Consider the following 10,512-nt stretch of genomic DNA (forward strand, 5'->3'; position numbering starts at 1 on the left):
GTAGGCGTAGCGCTGCGCGCCACAATGCGACCGCAACACGGCCCCCTGGGCCGCTGTCGGGTCCAACGCGAACCGATACGCCTGCAACACGATCATCACGCGGACCGTACCGACCACCACCGACAAACAGCCCACCCGCGCTTCCACACCGCGTCGCCGATCTCTCAAACACCACAATCAGACACACAGGCACAGAATCCTGAACGGTTCGCAACCCCAGTCCCAGGCGCAGGCGGACAATTGGTTACTCGTGAGTAATAATAGCCGCATGACAGAAAACCTGGTGTCCCTGAAAATCGACGTAGCCGATCATGTGGCCGAGGTGACTCTGCTCGGACCGGGCAAGGGCAACGCGATGGGACCGGACTTCTGGCGCGAGCTGCCAGTGGTCTTCAACGCCCTCGACGCCGACCCCGACGTCCGCGCGGTCGTGCTCACCGGCAGCGGCGCGAACTTCTCCTACGGGCTGGACCTGCCCGCGATGATGGGCTCCTGGGCCGACATGCTCGGCCCCGACAGCCTCGCGGGCGCGCGGACCCGGTTCCTCGACACCATCCGCGACCTGCAGAACGCGGTCACCTCGGTCGCCGCGTGCCGTAAGCCGGTCATCGCCGCGGTCAGCGGCTGGTGCATCGGCGGCGGCGTGGACGTCATCGCGGCCGCCGACATCCGGCTGGCGAGTGCCGACGCCAAGTTCAGCGTGCGCGAGGTGAAGGTCGCGATCGTCGCCGACCTGGGCAGCCTGCAGCGCCTGTCCGGCATCATCGGCGAGGGCCACCTGCGCGAACTCGCCTTCACCGGCAAGGACATCGACGCCGAGCGCGCCCGCGCGATCAACCTCGTCAACGACGTCCACGCCGACCAGGCCGCCCTCCTCGAGGCCGCCCGCGCGCTGGCCGCGGAGATCGCGCAGAACCCGCCGCTCGTCGTGCAGGGCACCAAGGACGTGCTCGGCCAGGACCGCGACCGCCGCGTCGCCGACGGCCTGCGCTACGTCGCCGCCTGGAACTCCGCCTTCCTCCCCAGCAAGGACCTCGGCGAAGCCGTCCAGGCCTTCCTCGAGCGCCGCCCCCCGAAGTTCACCGGGGAGTGACCAGGACGCCGGGATTGAGCACGCCTTCGGGGTCCCAGGCGTGCTTGATCGCGGCGTAGAGGTCGCGTTCGGCGGGGGAGCGGGTGAGCGCAAGCCAGCGGGCTTTCGCCACCCCCACACCGTGTTCGGCTGAGATGGTGCCGCCGCGCGCGGCGGCGGCACGCAGGACGGCCTCGGTGATCCGGTCCTCGTCGGCGCCCGCGCCGACCACGTTGACGTGGAAGTTGCCCTCCGCCAAGTGTCCAAAGAGGACCAACGTGCCGCTGGTGACGATCGAGCGGATCTCGCGTTCGAACTCCGCGGCCGCCGACGGCGGCACGCCGACGTCGAGTTTCAGCGGGGTGCCAAGGGAATTCACCGCGTCGGCGTGTCCCTCCCGCAGGGTCCACAGGGCCCGGCGGGAGGGTTCGTCGACCGCCAGCGCCGAGTCGAGCACCCCGGACAACCCCTCGACCGCGGCGCCGAGCGGCTCAGTCGGGTCCGTGTCGTCGGCGCACTCCACGAGCAGGTACACCGGATACGGCACCGGGAACGGCGGTGGCACGTTCCGATGCGCGCACACCAGTCGCGCGCCGTCGTCGTAGAAGACCTCCGCCGAGGTCAATGAGGGCAGCGTGCGCAGCGCCGCCACGGCCGCCACCGCGTCGTCGGTGCTCGCGAACGCCAGCGTCGCCGTTGCCTTGTGCGCGAACGCCGGAACCAGCCGCAGCCGGACCGCGGTGATCACCGCGAGCGTGCCCTCGCTGCCGGTCAGCAGGCCCGCGAGGTCGTAGCCGGTGCTGTCCTTGTCCAGCCCCGAAAGCGTGCCCACGACCCGCCCGTCGGCCAACACGGCCTCGACCCCGGCGACCTGCTCGCGCATCGAACCCCACCGCAGCACCCGCAGCCCGCCCGCGTTCGTCGCCACCATGCCGCCGACCGTCGCGCTGTCCCGAGAGGCGATGTCGACGGCGAAGTCCAGTCCGGCCGCGGCCGCGTGTGCCCGCAGCGCCGCGAGCGTGACGCCCCCGCCCGCGGTCACCTGCCTGCTCGCCGGGTCGACCGGGCCGAGCGGGTCGAGCCGGGTCAAGCTCAGCAGAACCTCGCCGTGGTGGGCGATCCCGCCGCCGACGAGACCCGTGTTGCCGCCCTGCGGGACCACCGCGACGCCCTCGTCCCGGCACAGCCGCAGCACCTCGGCGACCTGGTCGCGGTCGGCGGGCCGGACGACGAATCGGGCGTGGCCGCGGTGTCTGCCGGTCCAATCCGTCGTGAAACCCATGCACAGAGCCGCATCCGTGAGTAGATGCTCGTCACCCACCGCTGAGGCAAGCCGCCGGACGAGGCTCACAGGTCCCCTTTCAGGGTGCGCAATGTCGCTCTGTGTGGGCCAGGAAGTGGAAGAACTCCACCAGTCAGGCGTCCACTAGGTGAACAGGCTAACGAAGCCGGTTTCCTGATCGACACTCCTGACGGAGGTGGGCGAGATGAGCGAGGCGATCTCGGAGTTCGAGCCCGAATCGGGCCAGCCCGTGCTGACCCAAAGGCATCCGCGTAGACTGCCCACCTTGCCCTGCAGCGTCGTGTGGAGCCGCGGGCGCGCCTACGTCCTGGAAGCTGTGGACGGGTACGCGTTCTGGGTCGGTTTCGACCGCTACGGCCGACCGCAGTCGCTGAGTAGATCCGCGTTGGAGCGGCAGGGTTGGACCCACCATCGTGCTGAACGGAAAACAGCGTGAACGACATCGCGGCCAGACCCGTGATCCGCAAGTCCCGCCCCCTCCCGACCGTTCCCTGCAGCGTCGTCTGGAGCAAAGGCCACCCTTTCGTCCTTGAGCGGTTCGCGGGCACGGCCCGCTGGGTCGGCTTGGACGCCTACGGCAGGCCCCGCGCCCTGACCCCGACAGCGCTCGACAGCCAAGGCTGGTCGCACCGCCGAGCCTGAGTCGGGCCGATTACGCTCCCTGCTCATGGCCGCACGCGACGGGGAACCGTCTGACCGGGGATCCGACCGGGTCCTCACCATCCCCAACGCGCTCAGCGCGCTGCGCCTGGCCGGTGTGCCGGTGTTCCTGTACCTGCTGCTGGTGCCGCACGCCGACGGGTGGGCGATCGCCATCCTGATGTTCAGCGGGTTCACCGACTGGCTCGACGGCAAGATCGCCCGCTGGCTCGACCAGGCCAGCAGGCTCGGAGCGCTGCTCGACCCGCTGGCGGACCGGCTCTACACCCTCGCCACGATCGTCGCGTTCGTCCTGCGCGACATCGTGCCGTGGTGGGTGGCGGCCGCCCTGATCGCGCGCGACGTGATCGTGGCGGGCTGCATCGCGCTGCTGCGGCGCCGCGGCTTCGGCCCGCCGGAGGTCACCTACATCGGCAAGGCGGCGACGTTCAACCTGATGTACGCCTTCCCACTGCTGCTGCTCGCCGAGGGCACCTCGACACTGGCCACCGTCGTGCGCCCGGTGTCGTACGCGCTGGCCATCTGGGGCGGCGCGCTGTTCCTCTGGTCGGGAGCGCTCTACCTCGTTCAGACTCGGGCGGCGCTGCGGCCCGGGACCCGAGTCGCGTAGCCAACCGAACCCGCCGCGTGAGACGATCTTCGTTCGATCGTTCGGGCTGGAGGGGAGCCACCGGCCCGGCTGCTGATCGCGCACGGTACGTTGGCAGTGTTCAACGTAATAGGACAGCAGGAGGAGCTCAGGTGAGCACGAACGACGGGCCCGGCGTCCCGCCGGAGCAGTCTCCGGAGCGGACTTCCGTATTCCGGGCCGACTTCCTCTCCGATGTCGAGGGCACCCAGGCCCCGGCTCCAGAACCCGCGGTCGCGGGTGTCGACGCCCTGCCTGCCGGGTCGGCCCTGCTCGTGGTCAAGCGTGGCCCGAACGCGGGCTCCCGATTCCTGCTCGACCGCGACACCACCAGTGCGGGACGGCACCCGGACAGCGACATCTTCCTCGACGACGTCACCGTGTCCCGCCGCCACGCGGAGTTCCGCCGCGAGGGCGGGGAGTTCGTGGTGATCGACGTCGGCAGCCTCAACGGCACCTACGTCAACCGCGAGCCGGTCGACCAGGCCGTGCTCGCCGGTGGCGACGAGGTCCAGATCGGCAAGTTCCGCCTGGTGTTCCTGACCGGACCCGGCGCGGGCGCCTAGTGGTTTGACTTATGGGCATTCGACCGTGACGGCGGCGCGGCCCGCCAGTGACGGGTGGAACATCGGGGCGGTGCTGCAACGGCTCCGCCCCGAGTTCCCGGACGTGACGATCTCCAAGATCCGGTTCCTGGAAGCGGAAGGCCTCATTCGGCCGGACCGCTCGCCCGCCGGATACCGGCGGTTCACCGGTGACGACGTGGAGCGGCTGCGTTTCGTGCTGGCCGCGCAGCGCGATCACTACCTGCCGCTGCGCGTGATCAAAGACCAGTTGGAGCAGGCCGACCGCGGCGGTGCCGACCGGCCGCTCACGGTCGCCGTGGAACGGATCGATCCCGACGAGTTCGCCGAGGGCTCGGACACACGGCTGAGCAGGGACGATGTGCTGCGCCAGGCAGGTGTGACGGGGGTGCTGCTTGACGATCTCGAGCAGTACGGACTCCTCGCGTCGGGCTCGGATGGTTTCTACGACGCCGACGCGGTCCAGGTCGCCCGGCTCGCGGCCGGAATGGCCGACTACGGGATCGAGCCCCGGCACCTGCGCGCGTTCCGCGCGGCGGCGGACCGGGAGGTCGGTCTCATGGAACAGGTCGTCGCGCCGATGTACCGGCAACGCGACCCCGCGGCGCGCGACCGCGCCGACAGCATCGCCCGCGAACTCGGGGCGTTGTCCGTCGGATTGCACTCATTGCTGGTCAAAGCGGGTCTGCGGCGTATCACGGGCCGGTAAATGTGGCCCTGTGCAGGTAATCATTGTGATCTGATCACGATGAGATAGTCAGGCGTCCGAGCCAGATGGCGGGTAGCGTCGAAGTAGGCGATAAGCGATCCTCAGATGACGGGACGCCGGAAGCCCCAGCGAGCGGAGGGAGGCGAGCCCGATGAGCGAGATGCGCGTCGTGGGAGTGCGGGTGGAGTTGCCCGCGAACCAGCCGATCTTGTTGCTGCGCGAGACCGAAGGTGAAAGGTATCTCCCGATCTGGATCGGCTCCGTGGAGGCGACCGCGATCGCCCTCGAGCAGCAGGGGGTGCGGCCCGCGCGGCCGCTGACCCACGACCTGCTCAAGGACGTGATCGGGGCGCTGGGCCGCGAGTTGGAACAGGTCCGGATCACCGATCTGCGTGAGGGCACGTTCTTCGCCGAACTCGTCTTCGACGGCGACGTCCGGGTCTCGGCCCGGCCGAGCGACTCCGTCGCACTGGCGTTGCGGGTCGGTGTGCCGATCCACGCTGAGGACTCGGTGCTGCAGGAAGCCGGATTGATCATTCCGGACGAGCAGGAGGACGAGGTCGAGAAGTTCCGCGAGTTCCTCGACTCCGTCTCGCCGGAAGATTTCCGCGGCGCCGACACCTGAGCAACCGGCGCGTCGCGTTCCCGCGCGTCGCGTTGACCAGTCCCCACGCCAGTCTTACCGTCAGGGATGAGCGAATCGCCGATGCGGCCGTGAACCACAGCCCGCACCGGCCGATACGCATGGCCGGCGGTTCCCCAGAGCGGAACGGGCGGTCTCGTTCGCCGGCCACATCGGTGGTCGGACGAGGGGAGGCAGGCGTGTTCGAGGAAGGTCCCGTCGGGGCTGATACCGGAGAGCAGGGCGAACTGTTCCCGGACGCCTCACTGCCCGACGAGCTCGTCGGCTACCGGGGTCCTGCCGCGTGCCAGATCGCAGGCATCACGTACCGGCAGCTCGACTACTGGGCACGCACTGACCTGGTGGTTCCCACGGTGCGCGGCGCGCACGGCTCCGGATCGCAGCGGCTGTACTCGTTCAAGGACGTCCTGGTCCTCAAGGTCGTCAAGCGCCTGCTCGACACCGGCGTCTCCCTGCAGAACATCCGCGTCGCGGTGGACCACCTGCGTCGGCACGGCGTGCGCGACCTGGCCCGAATCACGCTGTTCAGCGACGGCACCACGGTCTACGAGTGCACGTCCCCCGAAGAGGTCGTCGATCTGCTGCAGGGCGGACAGGGCGTCTTCGGCATCGCCGTCAGCGGTGCCATCCGGGAGATCACCGGTACGATTCACGAGTTCCCCGCAGAGCGCGCGGACGGCGTCGAGATGCCGCACCAGTCGCAGGACGAACTCACCCAGCGCCGAAAGGCGCGCAACGCCGGTTAGGTACCGACAGACAACGGGCTACCCCAACCCACCGTTTCAGCAGCCGTTTCCGGCTGGTCCGCCGATGGGACCGGGGGTTGGGGTGGTGGTCCGGTCGGGCCGCCCAGCCGGGTCATGGCTTACGTGTCCGCCAGCCTCTTCGTGCTGTGTTCGGCTCTGTGCATCGTCATCGGAACCCTGACCGGCCAGGCGGCGTCCCAGGGCGGTTTCGACTACCCGGAGATCGCGGTGTCGTCCATCGGCATCGCGTTCGGCAACGGAGACGCGTCCGCGGATTCCCGACAGGCTCTCCTGTGGATCACCGCCGGGATCGGCGCGGTCGTGCTGCTGCTGGCCGTAGCTATGTTCTTCCGGCTCGGCTTCGCGCGGTGGACGCTCGCCGGGCTTGGTGTGGTCGTCTCGCTGTACTACGTGTACGCGATGATCAGGGTCATCAGCCTCGGCGGTGCGAGCCGGATGGCGTTCCTCGTGATCGTGATGCTGGTGTGGCTGGCGGCCACGGTCATCGTCATGCTGCCGCCGGTCGGCCAGGGCATGCGCGGATACAAGCCGCCCGCGTTCGCCCAGCAGGCGCCGGGCTACGGCTACCCCCAGCAGCCCGGCTACCCCCAGCAGCCCGGCTACCCGCCCCAGCCCGGATACCCGCAGCAGCAGCCCGCCTATCCGCCGCAGCAGCCAGGCGGATGGCAGTAACCGCTCACCCGAGGGTGAACGGAGTGGTAGAGGTCAGGCGGGTGAAGCCGATGCGTCGCAGGATCGGCTCGCTGGTCGGCAGCGCGTCCACCTGCAAATAGCGCACTCCCCGGGCCTGGGCTCGGCGGGCGCGATGACTGACCAGTGCTTTGTAGATGCCTTTCCCGCGCCACGCATCGAGGGTGCCGCCGCCCCAGAGTCCCGCGAACTCGGTGCCGGGGTAGTAGTCGGTGCGTGCGGCGCTCACCGGTGTGTCACCCGCGACCGCGAGCACCACGTCCAGGGTCTCCGGGGCCTCGGCGAGGACGGCCAAGAGCCGCTCACGAAGCCCACGATGGGACTGCCCGAAGACCTCGTCGTGCACGTCGGTGGCCGCGATGATGCCTTCCTCGTCCGTCACGTCGATCAGGTCGACGCCTGAGGGCGGAGCGAAATCGGGGACCTCGGCTGCCTCGGCGACCATCACCGCCTCCAGTTCCCCCTGGTGCAGGCCCGCCGCCCGCAGCCGGTCGGGCAGGTCCGCGGGGAGGTCATGGGTGTAGTACTTCCACTCGTATCCGCCGCGGAAGTTCGGGGACTCGGCGGCGATCGTGGCGTCCGCCGTCGAGGAGTCCAGGTCGCTCCACACGACTCCGGTCCAACTGTGTGGCTGGTCGCTGACGTGCCGGACGAGCCGGGCTGTTCGCTCCACCCTCGTGGCCGAATCACCGGGCGGAAGTTCACGCCTGAGTTGCCGATCGAACGCGGAGAGTGCCGACGCAGTGTCCATTAGGACAGTGGAACCCGGGTTGAGCACTCTGGGCAAACGACTTTGGATACCCACCGTCTAGACTTCACGGTGTCGTCGCTGATCCCACGCGGGAGAGCTCGAGCGGTCAACCGGCCGTGTCGACGCCGAAGGAGCAAATCCTCCCCGGAACCTCTCAGGCACAAGGACCGCGTGGGCGAGACGCCTCTGGAAAGCGAGCGGTCCAGGCACCCCTGGGCAGCTCCGCCGAAGGTGCAAGTCCGATAGCCGGACGAAGCTCTCAGGCGCCCGGCTTGTCGGGCACGGACAGAGGGGGAGGGCCAAGCGGGCAACCACCCGCTCAGGCCCGACCCCTTGTATCGCCGGAGGAGCTGCACCATGACACGGATCCCCCTCGCCGCGCTCGAGCACGGCACCCTGTTCGCCGACCGGCACGTCGGTCCTCGCCCAGCTGAGCTGGCGAAGATCCTCGACGTCATCGGGGTCGGGTCGCTCGAGGAACTCGCCCAGCGCGCGGTGCCGGAGTCGATCCGTGAGAGCGACATGGGCCTTCAGCTCCCGCCGCCCGCGACCGAGTTCGGCTCGCTGGCCGAGCTGCGCGAGCTGGCCTCCCGCAACCGCACGCTCACCCAGATGATCGGCCTGGGCTACTACGGCACCGTGACGCCGCCGGTGATCCGCCGCAACGTGCTGGAGAGCCCGGCCTGGTACACCGCGTACACGCCGTACCAGCCGGAGATCTCCCAGGGCAGGCTCGAAGCCCTCCTCAACTTCCAGACCATGGTCGCCGATCTGGCCGGCCTGCCCACGGCGAACGCGTCGATGCTCGACGAGTCCACCGCGGCCGCCGAGGCGATGACCCTGGTGCGCCGCGCGGGCCGGTCGAAGTCGGCCCGGTTCGTCGTCGACGCCGACACGTTCCCACAGACGATCGCCGTCATCGAGACCCGCGCGGAGCCCCTCGGCATCGAGGTCGTCGTCGCCGACCTGGCCGACGGTCTCCCCGAGGGCGACTTCTTCGGTGTCCTGCTGTCCTACCCGGGCGCCAGCGGCGCCGTGCGCGACCACGAGGCCCTGATCGCCGACGCCCACGAGCGCGGCGCGAAGGTCGCGGTCACCGCCGACCTGCTCTCGCTGACCGTGCTCCGCGCGCCCGGTGAGATCGGCGCGGACGTCGTCGTCGGCACCACCCAGCGCTTCGGTGTCCCCATGGGCTTCGGCGGGCCGCACGCCGGCTACATGGCCGTCCACGCCGGACTGGAGCGCCAGCTGCCCGGTCGGCTCGTCGGTGTGTCCACCGACGCCGACGGCAACCTGGCCTACCGGCTCGCCCTGCAGACCCGTGAGCAGCACATCCGCCGCGAGAAGGCCACCTCGAACATCTGCACCGCGCAGGTGCTGCTCGCCGTCGTCGCCTCGATGTACGCGGTCTACCACGGCCCCGACGGCCTCAAGGCCATCGCGACCCGCGCCCACCGCATGGCCGCCGTGCTGGCCGCGGGCCTGCGCGCCGGTGGCGTCGACGTCGTGACGGACTCCTTCTTCGACACCGTTCAGGTCCGTGTTCCCGGTAAGGCCGCGGATGTCGTCTCGGCGGCCCGCGACCTGGGCGTCAACCTGCGCCTGACCGACGCCGACCACGTCGGTGTCGCCTGCGACGAGACCACCTCGCGCGACACACTCGCCCTGGTGTGGCAGGCGTTCGGCGTGAGCGCCGACGCCGACGCGCTCGACCTCGACACCGACGACGCCATCCCGGCCGAGCTGGTGCGGACGTCGGAGTACCTGACGCACCCGGTGTTCAGCACGCACCGCTCCGAGACCGCGCTGCTGCGCTACCTGCGGTCGCTGTCGGACAAGGACGTCGCGCTGGACCGCAGCATGATCCCGCTGGGCTCCTGCACGATGAAGCTCAACGCGACCGCGGAGATGGAGCCGATCACCTGGCCCGCCTTCGCCGACCTGCACCCGTTCGCCCCGGCCGAGGACGCCGCCGGGATCCTCCAGGTGATCAAGGACCTGGAGACCTGGCTCGCGCAGCTCACCGGGTACGACGCGGTCAGCCTGCAGCCCAACGCCGGCAGCCAGGGCGAGTTCGCCGGCCTGCTGGCGATCCGCGCGTACCACCGCTCCCAGGGCCACGGCGAGCGCGACGTCTGCCTGATCCCGTCGAGCGCGCACGGCACCAACGCGGCAAGCGCGGTCATGGCGGGCATGCGCGTCGCCGTCGTCAAGTGCGACGACTCGGGCAACATCGACATGGACCACCTGCGGGCCAGCGTCGCCGAGCACGCCGACGACCTCGCCGCGATCATGATCACCTACCCGTCCACCCACGGGGTCTACGAGGACACCGTGCGCGAGGTCTGCACCCTGGTGCACGACGCGGGCGGTCAGGTCTATGTGGACGGTGCGAACCTCAACGCGCTCATCGGTCTCGCGCGGTACGGCAAGTTCGGTTCGGACGTCTCGCACCTGAACCTGCACAAGACCTTCTGCATCCCGCACGGCGGCGGCGGCCCCGGCGTCGGCCCGATCGGCGTGCGCTCGCACCTCGCGCCGTTCCTGCCGAACCACCCGCTGCAGCCGCTGGCGGGCCCGGCCACCGGTGTCGGCCCGATCAGCGCGGCCCCGTGGGGCAGCGCGTCGATCCTGCCGATCTCGTGGGCCTACGTCCGCATGATGGGCGCCGACGGCCTGCGCCGCGCCACCCTGACCGCGGTCGC

Annotated in this window: 13 protein-coding genes and 1 riboswitch; of the genes, 10 read left to right on the forward strand and 3 right to left on the reverse strand. The window is 69.9% G+C overall.

Annotated elements, in window-relative coordinates; translation table 11 throughout:
* On the reverse strand, positions 1 to 96 hold a 96-nt coding region (locus ACRDSQ_RS21985; RefSeq protein ID WP_431423395.1), incomplete at its 3' end, for a helix-turn-helix domain-containing protein.
* A 172-nt stretch (positions 97 to 268) separates the two neighbouring features.
* Here ACRDSQ_RS21985 and ACRDSQ_RS21990 point away from each other — a divergent pair.
* Positions 269 to 1,093, forward strand: coding sequence for a crotonase/enoyl-CoA hydratase family protein (locus ACRDSQ_RS21990; protein ID WP_431423672.1), 825 nt, complete (start codon positions 269 to 271; stop codon positions 1,091 to 1,093).
* Here ACRDSQ_RS21990 and ACRDSQ_RS21995 read toward each other — a convergent pair.
* On the reverse strand, positions 1,080 to 2,354 hold the full coding sequence (locus tag ACRDSQ_RS21995) for an FAD-binding oxidoreductase (RefSeq protein WP_431423674.1): 1,275 nt from the start codon (positions 2,352 to 2,354) through the stop codon (positions 1,080 to 1,082). The two genes, ACRDSQ_RS21990 and ACRDSQ_RS21995, sit on opposite strands and share 14 nt — an antisense overlap.
* A gap of 205 nt (positions 2,355 to 2,559) precedes the next feature.
* On the opposite strand from ACRDSQ_RS21995, the gene ACRDSQ_RS22000 reads away from it, so the two are divergent.
* From ACRDSQ_RS22000 to ACRDSQ_RS22035, 8 genes are all read left to right on the forward strand, one after another.
* Complete coding sequence (locus tag ACRDSQ_RS22000; protein WP_431423675.1) at positions 2,560 to 2,811, forward strand: hypothetical protein; 252 nt, start codon at positions 2,560 to 2,562, stop codon at positions 2,809 to 2,811.
* Positions 2,808 to 3,017 carry a hypothetical protein gene (locus tag ACRDSQ_RS22005; protein ID WP_431423677.1) on the forward strand — a complete coding sequence of 70 codons (210 nt, stop codon included), beginning with the start codon at positions 2,808 to 2,810 and terminating at the stop codon, positions 3,015 to 3,017. Before ACRDSQ_RS22000 ends, ACRDSQ_RS22005 begins: the two co-directional genes overlap by 4 nt.
* A 25-nt stretch (positions 3,018 to 3,042) precedes the next feature.
* Positions 3,043 to 3,645 (forward strand): CDP-alcohol phosphatidyltransferase family protein, encoded by a 603-nt coding sequence (locus ACRDSQ_RS22010; RefSeq protein ID WP_431423678.1) that lies wholly within the window; start codon positions 3,043 to 3,045, stop codon positions 3,643 to 3,645.
* Between the two features lie 131 nt (positions 3,646 to 3,776).
* The gene (garA, locus tag ACRDSQ_RS22015; protein WP_091375509.1) at positions 3,777 to 4,229 is read left to right on the forward strand and encodes a glycogen accumulation regulator GarA; all 453 of its coding nucleotides are present in this window, start codon (positions 3,777 to 3,779) and stop codon (positions 4,227 to 4,229) included.
* A gap of 70 nt (positions 4,230 to 4,299) precedes the next feature.
* Positions 4,300 to 4,956 carry a transcriptional regulator FtsR gene (gene ftsR / locus ACRDSQ_RS22020; RefSeq protein WP_431423679.1) on the forward strand — a complete coding sequence of 219 codons (657 nt, stop codon included), beginning with the start codon at positions 4,300 to 4,302 and terminating at the stop codon, positions 4,954 to 4,956.
* A gap of 151 nt (positions 4,957 to 5,107) precedes the next feature.
* Entirely contained in the window at positions 5,108 to 5,581 is a 474-nt protein-coding gene (locus ACRDSQ_RS22025) for a bifunctional nuclease family protein (protein ID WP_054046144.1), read from the forward strand.
* Positions 5,582 to 5,778: 197 nt separating this feature from the next.
* Complete coding sequence (locus ACRDSQ_RS22030) at positions 5,779 to 6,345, forward strand: MerR family transcriptional regulator (protein ID WP_431423680.1); 567 nt, start codon at positions 5,779 to 5,781, stop codon at positions 6,343 to 6,345.
* Between the two features lie 123 nt (positions 6,346 to 6,468).
* Positions 6,469 to 7,038 (forward strand): hypothetical protein, encoded by a 570-nt coding sequence (locus tag ACRDSQ_RS22035; RefSeq protein ID WP_431423681.1) that lies wholly within the window; start codon positions 6,469 to 6,471, stop codon positions 7,036 to 7,038.
* A gap of 4 nt (positions 7,039 to 7,042) precedes the next feature.
* Here the strand turns inward: ACRDSQ_RS22035 and ACRDSQ_RS22040 are convergent, their stop codons facing one another.
* Complete coding sequence (locus ACRDSQ_RS22040) at positions 7,043 to 7,729, reverse strand: GNAT family N-acetyltransferase (protein WP_431423682.1); 687 nt, start codon at positions 7,727 to 7,729, stop codon at positions 7,043 to 7,045.
* A gap of 157 nt (positions 7,730 to 7,886) precedes the next feature.
* A riboswitch (glycine riboswitch) is annotated at positions 7,887 to 7,987 on the forward strand.
* Positions 7,988 to 8,164: 177 nt separating this feature from the next.
* On the opposite strand from ACRDSQ_RS22040, the gene gcvP reads away from it, so the two are divergent.
* Positions 8,165 to 10,512, forward strand: a 2,348-nt coding sequence (gcvP, locus tag ACRDSQ_RS22045; protein WP_431423683.1) for an aminomethyl-transferring glycine dehydrogenase, incomplete at its 3' end; no start/stop codon positions are given.

Origin of the sequence: Actinokineospora sp. (assembly GCF_050699995.1) — a bacterium.
Taxonomy (GTDB): Bacteria; Actinomycetota; Actinomycetes; order Mycobacteriales; family Pseudonocardiaceae; genus Actinokineospora.

Excerpts from the sequence above, each read along its gene's own strand:
- ACRDSQ_RS21990 (WP_431423672.1), top strand. The coding sequence starts at position 269 with ATGACAGAAAACCTGGTGTCCCTGAAAATCGACGTAGCCGATCATGTG.
- ACRDSQ_RS21995 (WP_431423674.1), bottom strand. The coding sequence starts at position 2,354 with ATGGGTTTCACGACGGATTGGACCGGCAGACACCGCGGCCACGCCCGA.
- ACRDSQ_RS22000 (WP_431423675.1), top strand. The coding sequence starts at position 2,560 with ATGAGCGAGGCGATCTCGGAGTTCGAGCCCGAATCGGGCCAGCCCGTG.
- ACRDSQ_RS22010 (WP_431423678.1), top strand. The coding sequence starts at position 3,043 with ATGGCCGCACGCGACGGGGAACCGTCTGACCGGGGATCCGACCGGGTC.
- ACRDSQ_RS22025 (WP_054046144.1), top strand. The coding sequence starts at position 5,108 with ATGAGCGAGATGCGCGTCGTGGGAGTGCGGGTGGAGTTGCCCGCGAAC.